Below are 15,984 nucleotides of genomic sequence, written 5' to 3' on the forward strand. Positions count from 1 at the left end.
TTTTTTAGCTGTAGACGTTAAATCAAAATATTCAGGCTTGAAGGCAGAACTTTTACATGAACCGGAGATTTTATTTTGTTAAACTCTCCGTCAAGGTGCCAGTTTTTGGTGCTCACTTTGAATTCTATTTCCGAAACAGGAAGATAAGTTACATATTCATCATCTTTCAGCTTCTTGGTAAACATCCTGAATGCAAATAAGGCCGAATAAGTCAATGGAAATTTTTTCACAAGAACTATATCCACCAAACCGTCACTTTTACTTGCATTTGGGGCAATGTAGGCGTTATTCCCGAATTGACGCGTATTGGCAATATTCAACATCAGATATTTGCCATTATACTGCTGATAGGCTTCATCAGTAAATTTTATTTTAATAGGTTTATAATTAAAGAAAGTTTTCAGTGAAACTTTAATATAGTTTTTGAATCCGCGATCGGTTTTTTCAAATTCTTTCACCACTTTTCCATCAAAACCGGTTCCTGAAACATTAATTGAAAGCTTATCATTCACTGTAAACGTATCAATCTTCCTGGATTTTTTTGCATTTATTTTTTCTAATAATTCATCCAGGTTTTTACTGAACCTGGTTTCATTCGAAAATCCGTTTCCGGAACCCGCCGGAAAAATGGCCAGGATTTTTTCAGTATTGATCAGATTTTTTGCGACTGTAGAAATAGTACCATCTCCTCCTATCGCAACAAAAATATCAGTTGTATTAAAATGTTCCTGAATAAAATCATCCGTTCCCTGAATAGATTCCGAGATATAGTATAAAGGGTCTTTAACCTTTTTTTTAAGCTCATTGAGAAACGGCTGATAATTTTTTTTGGCCGAAAAAGGATTGATGATAAAAGCTACTTTTTCCATTATTGCAAAATTAAAAAATGCTTCCATATCCGGAAGCATTTATATTATTTAATTTTCATTCTTTCTTTAAATCCTGAAGTTAAGGTTCCTTTCAGATCTTCCCATGAAACAGGAATGGTGATGTCACCTGCTGCATAAGCTGCAATTTCGTAAGGGCTGTAATGAAAATATAAGTTTTTGTCATCAAAATAAAAATTATCCGTAGCCGGAATTACTTCTACCAAAAGCATTTCGGAATTATTCACCTGCCCTTTTTCATCTGTAGTCCCGCTGTTGATTTTATTGATGTTTTTCATTAAGATGGCACCAATTTTATCTTTGGTCATGGTTGTAATGTCTTTCAATTCTACTTTTCTATTATTTTTAAGATCAAAAACCCTTTCCGAAAAACCATAATTTCCGTGGGCTCCTCCTTCATAAGAACTTGACAGATATTCAATATGCATAAAATCATTGGTATTAGACTTTAAGCTCATATAAAAATCTGAATTCCATTTCTGGGCATATCCCATATCTGATATCCAGTCTTTACTGTCTTTTTTAATTGAATTGAAATATTCGTTTTTATCTTTCTGCAAAAAATTCTGTAAGCCTTCTTTTGAGAAATCTGTAAGCCCTTTATTCCCGAAATAGATACTGTCAAGCAGCTTTTTTTCTTTTATAGTCGGAAACACTAATAACTTTGAAGAAAAACTTACGGAAAGTGAATCATTGATTTTTATTGAATCGTTCACTTTCACAGAGTCTACAACAAATGTATCCGGCTGTGAGGTTTCTGTTTTTTCAGGAGTTGCATTATTGGTTTCAGTCTTTTTACAAGCTGAAAAAATAAAGAAAGAGGATAATGCTACAATGGCAATGGTATTTTTCATAATTTATTTTTTTGTATGAATGCAAAAACCATTCACAAAATGAATGGTTCTGATTATTTTTTATTATTTTTTTCTAATTTGCCGGAACTCTCTGACTGTCAAATTTATCATCACTGAAAGCTAAAACAGGAATAAAGATGAATCCCAGGAAGAATAAAAGAATCGTATACAATGGGGTTTCTTTGTTAAATCCTTTGGCAAGACCGTCAAAAACCATCCAAAAGGCATATAAATTCGCCAACGGAATGAAGAATAAAATAATCCACCAAGTTGGTTTTTTAACGATATCCAGGAGCACAATCCAGTTATAAATCGGAATAAATCCCGCCCAGGCATCTTCTCTTCCTGCTTTCTGGAAAATTTTATAATAACAATATCCGTAAAAAAGATATACGACCAGATAAAATAGCATCATTCCAATTCCCAGCCCTGCAGCGGCGGCTCCATCCATACTATCGTAAGGATCTGTTTGTAAAAGAGTTAACATATTATTATATTTTTATTGGTTTTACCAAATATAAAAAAAAGCTTCTAAAATATAGAAGCTTTTTGTTTTATTTTTTAATTAAACTTATTACCTGATTTTCATTTTTCGAGGCTACTCCCCAGATCTGCTTGAATGCAGGATAATATTCCTTAGGATAATCAGGGCTCATAACTTTGGTGGTTGACGTTACTTCTAATGTATTTCCTTTCTTTTCCACTATATAGCTGTATTCTATTTCTTTATCATCGGTAACGATCTTTTTATTCTTCGGCATCTCTTCAATACTGTAGCCTTCAGGAATTTCAAGAATTACTTTTTTAATCTTCGTATATGCTGAGATAAAATCAATAGGATATTTTCGTGTTTCCGTCTGATCAAATTCATTGGAGTTTTTATTCAGGAACAGCATCGGGTTGATGATCATTTTCTTTCCTATTTTGTCAATTAAATTATCTGACGAAAAATTCATTGTGCTTTCAAAATCTCCATTCTCTACAACTTTGGAATCAATTCCGGTGAAATCTATGGCAAAATTATCTTTGTATTGTTTTTTATACTTATCGGCATTATCATCATAATTTTCTTTAGCAAACATGGCATAAGTACCGGTATCTTTATCGGAATAGGTTCCTGAGATACTTCCATCTTCATTTATTTTGGCATGAGCTGTAAGATAATTAAAACTCGGTTTCCCATTCACCATTGACAATTGCTGTACTTTTTCCTTCGCCAGCAAAATTCCAAACTGGTTCCAGTCTCTCGGCGGCAGCATATCTATTGAAGATTGTTTGGAGGTAGCATCATATAAATGAAATGCATCATTAATTTTCAGTGCTGCAATGACAAAATTCAGATTGGAAACATTTGGGGATGCTACATTAATGATACCGTTACCTACTGTAGAAATGAGCAATGGATCTGCCTTAATTCCGGCTTCTCTCAATAACATCACCAGGAATAAATTGATTTCTGCAGCATTTCCTGTTTTGGTTTCCAGCAGCTTTTTTATTCCGTCTTCAGTATATACCCCGGAATATTTGTTCCATGTAAATGTATTCTGAACATATTTAAAAATGGCATTGGCTTTTTCCAGATCGGTACTTAAGCCTGCAATTCCTGCCGGCATATTGTCTTTCGCCAGTTTCGTTCTTTTTAATTCGCTCCCGAAATCATCATTTTCATACAACCTGTCTTTAATTTTCTCCCATGATGAAGAATATAATTTCAGCTCTTTAAAGTTGGTAGAATGTAGTTCTGCGCTTACTTTAGTCCGGTAATTCCTGTCATTGCTTATAAACTTTTCAGTTTTAAAACCTTTAAGGTTCTCATAACCGAATCTATAAGTCCTGTAGTTTAAACCAAAGAGCATTTTCTCTTCTATTTGTCTGTATTTAGGATTAAGCGAACCGGTATAGTTTACGTTGTAAGCAATATTAGAAGGAGTATCCAATACATATTCCGTATATAATGACGGGGTATCTGATTCTATTAATATTTCAGGAATTGAAAATAAGAACGGAGAGGTTACTTCATATTGATATTCTATAACGGAACCATTTTTAACATTGGGAAATGCAAATTTGGTTATCGTGACATATTTATTCTCCTTGCTTTTATATTTAGAGCTCCGGTCTACTTTTGTTGTTACTACACTTCCGTTTTCAAGGTTATAAGTGTAGGCTTTCATTTTAGACAAAATCTCATGATCACTTCCACTCTGATAAAGAGGAACTTCAAGATTCAACCAGTCCTCCGCTTTTTCCTTATCATAAATTTTTACCCTGTAAAAAGCTTCTTTCTGGAGTGTTCCTGTATTCGAATCGATACTGAAATGCATCGATTTGTATAAAATTTCCGCCGGTGCATTTTCATCCAGCGAAGATTTTTGCTTGGACAAATCTGCATCGCTGAATTTCGGAGGATTAAGAAATTCCTGTTTTTGAGCTTGTATAAAGCCTATATTAAGAGAGCAAAAAGCAATTAATATTGTTTTTTTCATGCCTAGATTTTTGTAATTAAAATTTTAGAGTTATCAATGTTTATAGTTTTTTTTCTGAAACCAATGTAGTCGTTGTATTTTTCCTTTGGGTATAACCCTTTATTTACTTTGATGGTTCTGCTTACTTTGATCTCCCTGTCATTTTTCACAAAACTTAGTTTATAAGTCCCGAATTCTGAACTGAAACTGGTATCATTAGGCATTTCATCTATTTTATAATTTTCAGGAATCTCAAAACTGATCTGGTATTCATCTTCAAAAGACTGTAGGATTTCAAATGGCAATTCCCGTTTTTCATCTGCCTTATAAATATTATTTGCATAAATAGGAACCGCTCTGAAAATCATGCTGCTCCCTGCATTCTTGGAATAATTATTAGCTTTAAAATCAAGATCGAATTTAACGACGCCATTATCCCTGTCATTCACAAAATCCTTCATTTCAATTTTTTCGAAATGCAGAAGATCCAACTGGCTTTTTATCGATTCATTTTTTTCTTTTGGAGACAAAGTAGCATATCTTAAACTGTAATCGTACTGGCTTCCTGAAAATGCAAACTGCCCCGATCCGGTAACGCTGTTATCTTCATTAAGCTTAATTTTTAAAGTTTGCTTTTCCTTATTTTTATCCGCCGTGTATGAAGGGGTATTAATCAGCTCTATTCCGTTTTTTGTAATGGAAAGTACGTTACGGTCTGTCGTACTGAAACTCAGGTGATTGAATGCAACCTGCTGAGAAGTATTTTCCAGCCAGATATTTCCCTTTTCTGTCGGAACCATTAAGATAACATGATTCCCACCCATTTTAGGAAACTCAGGATCGAAAGAAACCTGTGAGGTCCCTGAATTGATCACGGAATAATATGAAGGAATTCCGGCTTCGTCCAATAAGGTTTTCATATAGTTCGTAAGGCCTTTACAATCGCCATATCCTTTCTTCTGTACCTCATCAGGCTGCATCGGTTGCCAGCCGCCAATACCTAATGCCACGAAAATATATCTGGTCTTAGATTGCATATATTGGTAAAGCTTTTTCACTTTTTCCTCTGTTGAGCCCTGCAAATTAAGCGCTGCAACTTCCGATTTAATGGTTGGCGTGGATAGTGAAACCGGCTGCAGAATATTGTTATAATACCAGGTTCCGAATTCTTTCCAGCTATTCATATTGCCTTGTTTTCCTTTAAGATTAAATTTTTCAAGGGCAAAACTTACTTTAGGCAGAAGATTTGACGGTTGTGGAAGGAGAAATGCATCTTCCACCGCAGGAACATTTTTATAAGAATATACCTTTTCAACAGCGGCATTCCCGCTTTCTGTCACTGAGGCATAATTGTATTTAGAGGGATAGGTTTTTGTGTGAAGCACAATCCCCGATTTATTAATAATGGTAAACCGGCTTTCTTCCACCGACACACCAGTGGTAGTAAACGGTACAAAATCAGGAATAAAAACTGTATTTTCATCGGTAATCTGATAAGAAAACTCAATGGTATAAGGATATTGTGTAGGGGTGTAAGATAAACTTAAAAAACGGTTATCAGAATAAAAAACACCCTGGGAATTATTGGCAAAATCACCAAAATCCGATTTTGAATATGTTTTTACTTTTTTCCCAAATTCATCATAAATGGTTACTCTAACATCTGAAACCTGATCTCCTTTTTCATAAGGAATAGAAGGCTGTGCATGAGAATCACCGTCTTTATTTAAGACAGAAGTTACGGTATTAACCTGATATTTTATTTCGTCAATACTGTTGATCTGAACTGTTGTAAAATCTTTTCTGACAACAACATCAGCATTTTTCTTCAGATTTTCAGGAATTGCAGAAACAGGATAGTTCTGCGCGTAGTAAACAGAAGCAATACAGAGCGCTCCTGCCGTTAAGATTCTCATCATTAGTTTTAAAAATTTAACAAAAGTAATAAAATCTTAATAAATGTTAAAATTAATTTTTATTGACAAAAAAAAGACTCCATTTCTGAAGTCTTTTTAAATGATATATTTTGCAGATTAATTATGCATCAATCTTAGCATATTTCGCATTCTTTTCGATAAATTCTCTTCTTGGCGGAACCTCATCTCCCATCAACATCGAGAAAACACTGTCTGCTTCTACAGCATTATCAATGGTTACCTGCTTTAAAATTCTGTGTTCAGGGTTCAGGGTTGTTTCCCAAAGCTGTTCAGGATTCATTTCCCCAAGACCTTTATAACGCTGAACTTCAACACCTTTACCATCCGGAGACATTTCTAAAGTAAATTCTTCACGCTCTTTTTCATTATAAGCATATATTTTTTTGTTCCCTTTCTTTAATAAATATAAAGGTGGTTGGGCAATGTAAATATATCCGTTCTCAATAAGCTCTTTCATATAACGGAAGAAGAAAGTAAGGATCAGTGTCGAGATGTGAGAACCGTCAATATCGGCATCGGTCATGATTACGATTTTATGGTATCTCAATTTAACCATATTCAAGGCTTTGCTGTCTTCTTCTGTTCCTACGGAAACACCAAGAGCGGTATAAATATTTTTGATCTCCTCGTTATCATATACTTTATGAAGCATTGATTTTTCAACATTCAGAATTTTACCTCTCAAAGGCAAAATAGCCTGAAAATGTCTGTCTCTGCCTTGTTTTGCAGTTCCACCTGCCGAATCTCCCTCCACTAAGAATAGTTCAGATTCTTCAGGGCTTTTTGATGAACAGTCGGACAATTTCCCCGGAAGTCCGGAACCTCCCATTGGAGATTTTCTCTGAACCATTTCACGGGCTTTTTTTGCTGCCTGTCTTGCTTTTGCCGCTAAAACTACTTTCTGAACGATCAGTTTAGCTTCATTAGGATTTTCTTCCAGGAAGTTGGAAAGCATTTCTCCTACGATCTTATCTACTGCTCCTGAAACTTCAGAGTTTCCTAATTTCGTTTTGGTCTGTCCTTCAAACTGAGGTTCCATCACTTTAACGGAAACTACAGCGGTTAAACCTTCACGGAAATCATCTCCGGTAATCTCTACTTTTTCTTTTTGCGGGATTCCCAGATCATCGGCATATTTCTTCAGCGTTCTCGTCAAAGCACGTCTGAAACCTGCTAAGTGAGTTCCTCCTTCGTGAGTATTGATATTATTAACGTAAGAGTGAAGATTCTCATTAAATGAAGTATTATAACGCATTGCCACTTCCACAGGAATATCATCTCTTTCACCTTCCATGAAGATGACGTGTTCCATGATAGATTCTCTGTTTCCATCGATATAGGCAACAAATTCTTTTAATCCGCCTTCAGAATGAAAAACCTCTGTTTTGAAAGAACCGTCTTCCAAAGTTTCTCTTTCATCGGTAAGCGTAATTGTAATTCCTTTGTTAAGGTAAGAAAGTTCTCTTAAACGACTTGCTAATGTATCATAGTTGTAAACTAATTCCGTAAAGATAGTATCATCCGGCTGGAAGAACTGCTTAGTTCCTCTTTTGTCGCTGTGACCGATTTCTTCAACCTGAGTTTGCGCTTTACCTTTAGAATATATCTGCTGATAAATATTTCCGTCTCTGTAAACAGTGGTTACCATCTCGTTGGAAAGTGCATTTACACATGACACCCCTACTCCGTGAAGACCTCCTGAAACCTTGTAAGAATCTTTGTCGAATTTACCTCCTGCTCCAATCTTGGTCATTACAACTTCAAGAGCTGATTTTTGTTCTTTTTCGTGGAAATCTACAGGAATACCTCTACCATTGTCAATTACTTCAATTCCGTTTCCTTCTTTAATGCTAACAAAGATGGTATCGCAGTATCCTGCCAAAGCTTCATCAATAGAGTTATCTACTACTTCATAAACCAAATGGTGAAGACCTCTAAGTCCTACATCACCAATGTACATTGAAGGGCGCATACGTACGTGCTCCATTCCTTCCAATGCCTGAATACTACTAGCTGTATATTGTTTCTGACTCATATCAAATTTTAAAATTTTTGCTAAATGCAAAGACTTACAAATATCGTGATTTTTTTCGACTTATGAAAGTTAAAATATGTCAAAAAAAGTTGACTTATCAACATAAAAACAACTTAAAAAAATCAAAGTTATCATGAATTTCCTCAATAACAACTGTTGTAAATCATATGAGCGGTCAATAATTTATCCGTAACTTTATTTACTCAAAAAGTTGATATTATGGACGATTTCATTGCCGCTCGTGCACAAATGGCCATGTCTCTGGGGTTTCACATTATTTTTTCCTGTGTTGGTATGGTGATGCCTTTTTTAATGGCTTTTGCTCACTGGAAATACCTTAAAACCAAAAACGAAGTATATAAAGGGCTCACCAAAGCATGGAGCAAAGGAGTTGCCATATTATTTGCTACGGGAGCAGTTTCCGGAACTATGCTTTCTTTCGAGCTTGGCCTTCTCTGGCCGGGATTTATGAAACATGCCGGGCCTATTTTCGGGATGCCTTTTTCTCTGGAAGGAACAGCTTTCTTTATTGAAGCTATTGCCATCGGTTTTTTCCTGTACGGCTGGGACAGGTTCAATAAGTGGTTTCACTGGTTTTGTGGTTTCCTGGTGGGTTTAAGCGGCCTGGCTTCCGGTATTCTTGTGGTTGCAGCCAACGCATGGATGAACTCTCCTGCCGGTTTCGATTATATTAACGGACAGTACGTCAATATAGATCCTATAAAAGCGATGTTCAATGATGCCTGGTTTCCACAGGCTCTGCATATGACTGTTGCTGCGTTTTGTGCCACAGGATTTGCTGTAGCCGGAGTTCATGCTTTTTTAATTATGAAAAAGAAAAATGTAGAGTTTCATACCAAAGCTTTTAAAATAGCAGCAGGTTTTGCATTAATAGGTGCATTCGGAGCTCCTTTAAGCGGAGACATCGCAGCTAAATCCGTTGCTGAAAGGCAGCCTATCAAACTGGCTGCCATGGAAGCTCATTTTGAAACGGAAAAAGGTGCCGCATTTGTTATCGGCGGAATTCCCGATGAAGAAAAAGGCGAAATAAAATATGCCGTTAAGATTCCGAAAGTATTAAGTTTCCTGGTAAGTAATGATTTTAATGCCGAAGTAAAAGGACTGAATGATTTTCCGAGAGATGAATGGCCTCCAATTACTGTTGTACATTATGCTTTTCAAATTATGATCTTTTTCGGAGTCGTTATGATCTGCATTGGTATTGTTTATTTATATGTTTTCTTTTTCAGGAAAGAATGGCTGAATAAAAACTGGCTGCTTAAAACATTTTTAATTGCCACACCCTTTGGTTATATTGCTCTGGAAGCAGGATGGACGGTAACAGAAGTGGGGCGACAGCCCTGGATCATCTACGGAATCATGAGGACCGCTGATGCAGTCACTCCAATGCCGGGAATACAGTATTCATTCTACTTTTTCACCGCTATTTTTGTATCGCTGTCATTAATCATTATTTTCCTTCTGAGAAGACAGATACAAATGGTTCCGAAACTATATGATCCTACAGACGCCCAGTTTAACGATAAAAACAAAAAATCATGATCTACGTTGTAATAGGTTTTCTCTGGCTTTCCATCTGTCTTTATATGATTTTAGGCGGTGCAGATTTCGGTGCAGGAATCGTAGAGCTTTTCACGAATAAAAAAGCACGTCCCAAAACCAAGGAAATCATGTACGAATCTATCGCTCCCGTCTGGGAAGCCAATCATATGTGGCTGATTATCGCAATCGTGATCCTGTTTGTCGGTTTCCCGCAAATCTACACTACCCTTTCCACTTATCTTCATATTCCGTTGGTATTAATGCTTGTGGGGATTATTGCAAGAGGAACAGCCTTCACTTTCAGGCATTACGATGCCGTAAAAGACGACTGGCAGCATGTCTACACTCAGATATTTTACTTTTCGAGTTTGCTGACTCCTTTTTTCCTGGGGCTCATTGCCGCTGCAACAGTTTCGCATTCCATTAATCCGGAGGCAACAGGATTTTTAGATTTGTATATTTTCAGCTGGCTGAACTGGTTTGGTGTTGCAGTTGGGTTATTCACTGTTTCAATCTGTGCCTACCTTGCTTCCGTTTTTGCTTTAAGAGAAACAACCGATCGTCTGGAATTGGGCTTAATGATCAAAAAATCAAAACAGACCATGATCTTTGTTGTCATCGCAGGACTTTTGGTATTTTTCACGGCTTATATTTCGGATATTCCTTTATTAATGTGGGTTTTCTCAAAGCCTTTGGGAATTATGGCAACTGTTTTTGCAACGATTTGCCTGTTATTGATTTTAAGAGCAATGAGTACCCGAAAACTGCTTCCTGTAAGAGCTTTAGCAGGATTTCAGGTAATTATGATATTAGTTGCTGCAACTTATCAGCATAATCCTAATATTATTTTATTTGGAAACGGACAGCATCTTTCTTTACTGGAGCACGCTGCAGCCCCGAAAACAATTTCAGCATTGGCCTGGGCATTGATGTTGGGTTCTTTATTTATTCTGCCGTTTTTGTTTTATTTAATGGCTTCGTTTAGTAAGCTGAGAAGATAAATTTCAAATATCCAGATAAGAAAAAACCTCCGCAAATACGGAGGTTTTTCATGTATGCTGTAAAATTAAGCTAATTTCATCAAAAGATTTTCGTCAATCTTCTCTACTTTTACCAGATTATTCTTCGTTAAAGTTTTGGAAGCTTTATCCCATTTTTTTCCTGAAAGCTGGCTTCTTTCTTTTACTTCAGCTAAAGGCATAGCTTCTTCCTGAGAATTTAAGATTTCAAGGATTACTTTTTCATCTTCACCCAATTCAATCTGAGGAACTGCCTTTTCCGGTCTCATCTGAGGGAAGAATAATACTTCCTGGATCGATGCATTATTTGTTAAAAACATGATCAATCTATCCACACCGATTCCCATTCCTGAAGTTGGCGGCATACCATATTCCAATGCTCTTAAGAAATCTTCATCGATGAACTGTCCAGCTTCATCATCACCTTTTTCAGATAATCTCAACTGATCTTCAAAACGTTCTCTTTGATCAATTGGATCATTCAGTTCAGAGTATGCATTGGCAATTTCTTTCCCACAAACCATTAATTCAAAACGTTCTGTGAGACCTTCTTTACTTCTGTGTTTTTTTGTTAAAGGAGACATTTCAACAGGATAATCTGTAATGAAAGTCGGTTGAATGAAATTTCCTTCACATTTTTCACCGAAAATCTCATCAATTAATTTTCCTTTCCCCATTGTTTCGTTTACATCAATTCCGATAGATTTTGCGAAATCGAATATTTCCTGCTCCGTTTTTCCTGTAATATCAAAGCCTGTATATTTCAAAATAGCTTCCGTCATAGAAACTCTTGCAAAAGGAGCTTTAAAACTGATTTCATGCTCACCAAACTTTGCATTTGATGTTCCGTTTACCTGAATCGCACAGAATTCCAGCAATTTCTCAGTGAAATCCATCATCCAATTGTAATCTTTGTAGGCTACATAAATTTCCATCACAGTAAATTCAGGATTGTGCGTTCTATCCATTCCTTCATTTCTGAAGTTTTTTGAGAACTCGTAAACCCCGTCAAATCCTCCAACGATTAGTCTTTTCAGATATAACTCGTTGGCAATTCTTAAATACAAAGGAATATCAAGTGCATTGTGATGCGTAATAAAAGGTCTTGCAGCAGCACCACCGGGAATTGACTGTAAAACAGGTGTTTCCACTTCGAAATACCCTGCATCATTAAAGAAAGTTCTCATGGCATTGAACAGCTTTGTTCTTTTTACAAAAACGTCCTTTACATATGGATTTACTAATAAATCAACATAACGCTGTCTGTATCTTAGTTCCGGATCGTTAAATCCGTCGTGTACGACTCCGTTTTCGTCAGTTTTAGCCTGAGGAAGAGGACGGAGAGCTTTCGTTAAAAGTGTGAAGTTTTTCACCAGAACGGTTTTTTCTCCTACCTGAGTCGTAAATAATTCCCCTTCAATACCGATGATATCACCGATATCCAAAAGGTGTTTGTATACTTCGTTATATAATGTTTTATCTTCTCCCGTGCAGATTTCATCTCTGTTGAAATAAACCTGAATTCTACCTGTAGAATCCTGCAATTCAGCAAAAGAAGCCTTCCCTTGAATTCTTCGGGACATCAGCCTGCCAGCAATCTTCACCTGTTTACTCTCAGAAAAATCCTTTTTTATAGATTCTGTCGTATCTGTAATTTTGTATTCTTCTGCAGGGAACGCATTGATCCCCATTTCAACAAGCTTATTAAGCTTTTCTCTTCTAATGATTTCTTGTTCTGATAATTGCATTTCTTATTTTTCTAAAAGCGTACAAATTTAGGCATTTTTGAATTCATCTTCAATGGCTTTTAGCAGAAATTTCTGAAATGGAGACAGTAAGCTGTGAATTGTCAATAGTAAATCTTCTTTGCAGTGAAATTTCCAGTACGGATTTTTACTGATTGCCAGCAATTTAAACAGTCAATAGTCAATTGTGAATCTATTGGATAGTGAATTTCTTGACCCAAATTATCTTTGACCATTCACTTGCGCAGCAAAATTCACCATTGACATCCATTCTTTAACAAATAACAGATCTCCTTTACACAAGATTTCTAAATGCCCAATCATTCACCATTCACTTGCGCAGCAAATTCACCATTGACATTTTAAAACCATCCTTTCCTATCTTTCTGAGAAATAAATGTCCACACCAGTATCCGGCTGATTTTCTGCCCCTGAGCCATATCAATCGTTTTGGATTCTGCTACCTTAATTTTCTTCAGCAGTGTGGTTAATTTATACAGATTATCTTTTTTTGAAACCAGGCATGTAAACCAAAGTACCTGTTTTGAATACAAGGCGCTTTCTTCGATCATTTTTGAGATGAAAGCCAGCTCGCCGCCTTCACACCATAATTCAGATTGTTGTCCTCCGAAATTAAGTAAAGGTTTCGGGGATTTTGATTGTCCCAGGTTTTTTGTTTTCCTGAGATTTCCTTTCATCGCAGATTCTTCAGAATCATGAAAAGGAGGATTACACATTGAAAACATAAACCGGTCTTCAATACCTATAATATTTTTGAAAATATGATCGGGATCAGGCTGTTGCTTTAGCCGGATATGCAAATCCGGATTATGATTTAAGATCTGTCGGGCATTCTCCAGAGAGTTTTGGTTAATATCTGTTCCCAGTATTTTCCATCCGTAAGACTGGTTGGCAATTAAAGGATACACAAGATTGGCTCCTGTACCAATATCTAAACCGGTTACAGATGTTCCTGTCGGGATATTATCTCGATATTCAGCAAGTAAATCTGCAATATAATGGATATAATCTGCCCGTCCGGGAATTGGAGGACAAAGATTGGCATCGGGAATGTCCCAGTTCTGAATATGGTAGAAGTGTTGTAATAAAGCTTTGTTAAGCAGTTTAACGGCTTTAGGAAGACTGAAATTAATAGTCACCGTCTGATAAACATTCACAAAGACATACTGTTTCAGTTCCGGCACACAAGAAATAAGTTGATCAAAATCATAAGGATCGCGATGCAGATTTCTAGTGTGCAGACTGGATTTTTCAGTAGACATATATTATTTTTTCTGACTTAAAATATATTCTACCATTTTTTGGGCATCTTCTTTTGATACCTGAGGGTGAGCCGACATCGGTACGCCTCCCCAAACACCGCTTCCGCCTTCTATAATCTTTGAAGCAAGCATCTCAATATCTTTATCAGAATATTTAACTGCAATCTCCTGATACGAAGGCCCTATCATTCTTTCATTCACACTGTGACATGCCGTACAATCCAGGGTTTCAATAATCTGTTGACCTGAAAGATTATTTTTTGCAGGTTCTGAAGCAATAGTTGTTTCAGAAGAGGTGGCGTCTGTCTGTGGAATTTCTTTTTTGGAACAGGAAAGGATCAAAAGACCTATACTTCCCGTCAAAAACAGTTTTTTCATTATTTTTTCGCTGTAGAATCTGTTTTAGCAGCTTCAGGAGCAGCAGTTGCCGGGGTAGCAGCCGGAGCAGCGGTTTTAGCAGTAGAATCTACAACAGTAGTTGCTTCTGGTTCTTCAAGCATAGTGTTGCTATCCTGTAAAGAGTGATCTACCTTTTTTTTGCAGCCTGCTAATAATAAACCTCCGATAAATGCGATTGCTAATACTTTTTTCATTTTTTTCTAATTTGGAAACAAAAATATAAAAAATAAACTTTTAAACTTATGACAAATGTTTTCTTTCGGAAATATTTTTTGACATCAGGATTTTTAACAAATCAGTAAAAAATAATTCAAATATTAGAGAAATTTAAATTGAGTTTCTATTTTTGTATATCGGATGATCCGAACCAAAAATCAACTTATTAATTAAAAATGTATGACTAAAAAAGGTTTATTGAGTACAGTTTTTTTTATTGTACTTTCTTCCCTCATTCTCTCATGTGACAATTCATCAAGCGAGCCACAATCAGAATATTCTGATAAAATTGAATCTGTAACGCTTTTAAAAACCACTAAATCGTGGGACGGAACTGTCTATCCGGCCTACCCTGCAACTCAGCCGGAGATCTCGGTTCTTAAAATTGCCGTACCTCCCAATTCGGCACTGAGCTGGCATAAACATCCGGTTATTAATGCAGCTTATGTAGAAAAAGGTGAAATTCAGATTGAGAGAAAAGAAGACGGAAAGACACAATGGATAAGAAAAGGTCAGGTACTTCCTGAAGTCGTTAATACCGGTCACAGAGGCAAAACCGGAGAACAGGGAGCCACGCTGATTGTTTTCTACAGCGGAACTCCCGATATTCCTTTGTCTGAACCAGTACAATAAATGGTTTCAACGCTGAGATTGCAAAGATATTAATGATATTTTTTTTGTCCGCAAGGTTACTCCGTTTAGCTAACGGCAATGCACCTTTTTGAGTGAAACACCTTTAGGACAAATTTTCACAGTCATAATAATAACATCTTTGCAATCTCAGCGTTTAAATAATTATTATATTTATACATGGTTTTAATTTCAAAAATTTTGTTTTTCACCAGCCATCACGGATTTTATACCGTGGTTATTCTTGTTTTGTTTTTCGGACTGCTTTCATGGGCGACCAAAAAAGCATTATTTTTAATTCCAATTCTGCCTCTTGCAATTCTCAACGGGTTTGCAGGCCAGTTCCTAAATGCATGGTTTCTCAACAAATATGGTGTGGAAAGCACGGCAATCATCACTTCCGATGTTGAAACCAACTCCACCTTAAATGACATGTATATTCATGATTACGAAGCCATTGTAAAAAAGCAGGATGGAAAATACGTCGACACCTTTTTCTCAACGACCTCAGCATCTATTTATCCTATAGAAAATGCGATCCGGATTCCGCAGATGGATCAGCCGTTTCCCGTAAAATATATTCCGGGATATGAAAAGAATATTGTCATTCTCTACCATCAGTCTGAAGAAGGTAAGATGATGCAGCAATATGAAATGCAGGCTCCTGTAAATACGGCTAAAATTAAATATGAGGCAGACAGAACCAATAAAAAATTCGTAGAAGAATACATTTCTGCATTAGAAGATTATGTAAAAGTATATAACGATGAAAATTACAAAATGAAAATCGAAGAATTAAAGAAAGAATTAAAGGAGTTGAAATAAGGATTTTCAAGTTAAGTTTTTTTAAATTTTATTTTTTTTGTTTTTTATATTGAAAAATTATTTACATTTGTCCCATGTTTAATAACAGTAACAATATTTGGTGGTGGCTTTCAAACTCTTCGTCGG

The 15,984-nt window shown here is 36.2% G+C and carries 14 protein-coding genes; 4 read left to right on the forward strand and 10 right to left on the reverse strand.

The features are described from left to right. Positions 1–17: 17 nt before the first annotated feature. The 6 genes from AB8P06_RS06465 to gyrB all read right to left on the reverse strand — a co-directional run bounded on the left by AB8P06_RS06465 (position 18) and on the right by gyrB (position 8,178). The gene (locus tag AB8P06_RS06465; protein WP_369839501.1) at positions 18–869 is read right to left on the reverse strand and encodes a diacylglycerol/lipid kinase family protein; all 852 of its coding nucleotides are present in this window, start codon (positions 867–869) and stop codon (positions 18–20) included. 44 nt (positions 870–913) lie between these two features. Then, a complete protein-coding gene (locus tag AB8P06_RS06470) occupies positions 914–1,741 on the reverse strand; it encodes a DUF3298 and DUF4163 domain-containing protein (RefSeq protein ID WP_369839503.1) in 828 nt (275 codons plus the stop codon). A 73-nt stretch (positions 1,742–1,814) separates the two neighbouring features. Next, the gene (locus AB8P06_RS06475; protein WP_369839505.1) at positions 1,815–2,228 is read right to left on the reverse strand and encodes a DUF5684 domain-containing protein; all 414 of its coding nucleotides are present in this window, start codon (positions 2,226–2,228) and stop codon (positions 1,815–1,817) included. Positions 2,229–2,295: 67 nt separating this feature from the next. After that, entirely contained in the window at positions 2,296–4,227 is a 1,932-nt protein-coding gene (locus tag AB8P06_RS06480) for a transglutaminase family protein (RefSeq protein WP_369839508.1), read from the reverse strand. A 2-nt stretch (positions 4,228–4,229) separates the two neighbouring features. After that, positions 4,230–6,125 (reverse strand): DUF3858 domain-containing protein, encoded by a 1,896-nt coding sequence (locus tag AB8P06_RS06485; RefSeq protein ID WP_369839511.1) that lies wholly within the window; start codon positions 6,123–6,125, stop codon positions 4,230–4,232. Between the two features lie 118 nt (positions 6,126–6,243). Beyond that, positions 6,244–8,178 (reverse strand): DNA topoisomerase (ATP-hydrolyzing) subunit B, encoded by a 1,935-nt coding sequence (gene gyrB, locus AB8P06_RS06490; protein WP_369839514.1) that lies wholly within the window; start codon positions 8,176–8,178, stop codon positions 6,244–6,246. Positions 8,179–8,397: 219 nt separating this feature from the next. On the opposite strand from gyrB, the gene AB8P06_RS06495 reads away from it, so the two are divergent. Both AB8P06_RS06495 and AB8P06_RS06500 read left to right on the forward strand, forming a co-directional pair. Next, entirely contained in the window at positions 8,398–9,741 is a 1,344-nt protein-coding gene (locus tag AB8P06_RS06495) for a cytochrome ubiquinol oxidase subunit I (protein WP_369839517.1), read from the forward strand. Then, positions 9,738–10,742, forward strand: a complete 1,005-nt coding sequence (locus AB8P06_RS06500) for a cytochrome d ubiquinol oxidase subunit II (protein WP_369839520.1) — start codon at positions 9,738–9,740, stop codon at positions 10,740–10,742. The genes AB8P06_RS06495 and AB8P06_RS06500 overlap by 4 nt, the downstream gene beginning before the upstream one ends. Positions 10,743–10,807: 65 nt before the next feature. On the opposite strand, the gene lysS is transcribed toward AB8P06_RS06500, so the two are convergent. The 4 genes from lysS to AB8P06_RS06520 form a co-directional block, all read right to left on the reverse strand. Further along, on the reverse strand, positions 10,808–12,508 hold the full coding sequence (gene lysS / locus AB8P06_RS06505) for a lysine--tRNA ligase (protein WP_369839523.1): 1,701 nt from the start codon (positions 12,506–12,508) through the stop codon (positions 10,808–10,810). Positions 12,509–12,867: 359 nt separating this feature from the next. Further along, a complete protein-coding gene (gene rlmF / locus AB8P06_RS06510) occupies positions 12,868–13,788 on the reverse strand; it encodes a 23S rRNA (adenine(1618)-N(6))-methyltransferase RlmF (RefSeq protein ID WP_369839526.1) in 921 nt (306 codons plus the stop codon). Positions 13,789–13,791: 3 nt separating this feature from the next. Then, complete coding sequence (locus tag AB8P06_RS06515) at positions 13,792–14,166, reverse strand: c-type cytochrome (protein ID WP_369839529.1); 375 nt, start codon at positions 14,164–14,166, stop codon at positions 13,792–13,794. Next, entirely contained in the window at positions 14,166–14,381 is a 216-nt protein-coding gene (locus AB8P06_RS06520) for a hypothetical protein (protein WP_369839531.1), read from the reverse strand. The genes AB8P06_RS06515 and AB8P06_RS06520 overlap by 1 nt, the downstream gene beginning before the upstream one ends. A 220-nt stretch (positions 14,382–14,601) precedes the next feature. On the opposite strand from AB8P06_RS06520, the gene AB8P06_RS06525 reads away from it, so the two are divergent. Together AB8P06_RS06525 and AB8P06_RS06530 are read left to right on the forward strand one after the other, a co-directional pair. After that, positions 14,602–15,036 carry a cupin domain-containing protein gene (locus AB8P06_RS06525; protein WP_369839534.1) on the forward strand — a complete coding sequence of 145 codons (435 nt, stop codon included), beginning with the start codon at positions 14,602–14,604 and terminating at the stop codon, positions 15,034–15,036. A gap of 177 nt (positions 15,037–15,213) precedes the next feature. After that, positions 15,214–15,858, forward strand: a complete 645-nt coding sequence (locus AB8P06_RS06530; protein ID WP_369839537.1) for a hypothetical protein — start codon at positions 15,214–15,216, stop codon at positions 15,856–15,858. The last annotated feature ends 126 nt before the right edge of the window (positions 15,859–15,984 follow it).

This window comes from Chryseobacterium tongliaonense, assembly GCF_041224435.1.
Taxonomy (GTDB): Bacteria; Bacteroidota; Bacteroidia; order Flavobacteriales; family Weeksellaceae; genus Chryseobacterium; species Chryseobacterium tongliaoense.

Excerpts from the sequence above, each read along its gene's own strand:
- AB8P06_RS06480 (WP_369839508.1), bottom strand. The coding sequence starts at position 4,227 with ATGAAAAAAACAATATTAATTGCTTTTTGCTCTCTTAATATAGGCTTT.
- AB8P06_RS06500 (WP_369839520.1), top strand. The coding sequence starts at position 9,738 with ATGATCTACGTTGTAATAGGTTTTCTCTGGCTTTCCATCTGTCTTTAT.
- AB8P06_RS06515 (WP_369839529.1), bottom strand. The coding sequence starts at position 14,166 with ATGAAAAAACTGTTTTTGACGGGAAGTATAGGTCTTTTGATCCTTTCC.
- rlmF (WP_369839526.1), bottom strand. The coding sequence starts at position 13,788 with ATGTCTACTGAAAAATCCAGTCTGCACACTAGAAATCTGCATCGCGAT.
- AB8P06_RS06475 (WP_369839505.1), bottom strand. The coding sequence starts at position 2,228 with ATGTTAACTCTTTTACAAACAGATCCTTACGATAGTATGGATGGAGCC.
- gyrB (WP_369839514.1), bottom strand. The coding sequence starts at position 8,178 with ATGAGTCAGAAACAATATACAGCTAGTAGTATTCAGGCATTGGAAGGA.
- AB8P06_RS06465 (WP_369839501.1), bottom strand. The coding sequence starts at position 869 with ATGGAAAAAGTAGCTTTTATCATCAATCCTTTTTCGGCCAAAAAAAAT.
- lysS (WP_369839523.1), bottom strand. The coding sequence starts at position 12,508 with ATGCAATTATCAGAACAAGAAATCATTAGAAGAGAAAAGCTTAATAAG.
- AB8P06_RS06495 (WP_369839517.1), top strand. The coding sequence starts at position 8,398 with ATGGACGATTTCATTGCCGCTCGTGCACAAATGGCCATGTCTCTGGGG.
- AB8P06_RS06470 (WP_369839503.1), bottom strand. The coding sequence starts at position 1,741 with ATGAAAAATACCATTGCCATTGTAGCATTATCCTCTTTCTTTATTTTT.
- AB8P06_RS06485 (WP_369839511.1), bottom strand. The coding sequence starts at position 6,125 with ATGATGAGAATCTTAACGGCAGGAGCGCTCTGTATTGCTTCTGTTTAC.
- AB8P06_RS06520 (WP_369839531.1), bottom strand. The coding sequence starts at position 14,381 with ATGAAAAAAGTATTAGCAATCGCATTTATCGGAGGTTTATTATTAGCA.
- AB8P06_RS06530 (WP_369839537.1), top strand. The coding sequence starts at position 15,214 with ATGGTTTTAATTTCAAAAATTTTGTTTTTCACCAGCCATCACGGATTT.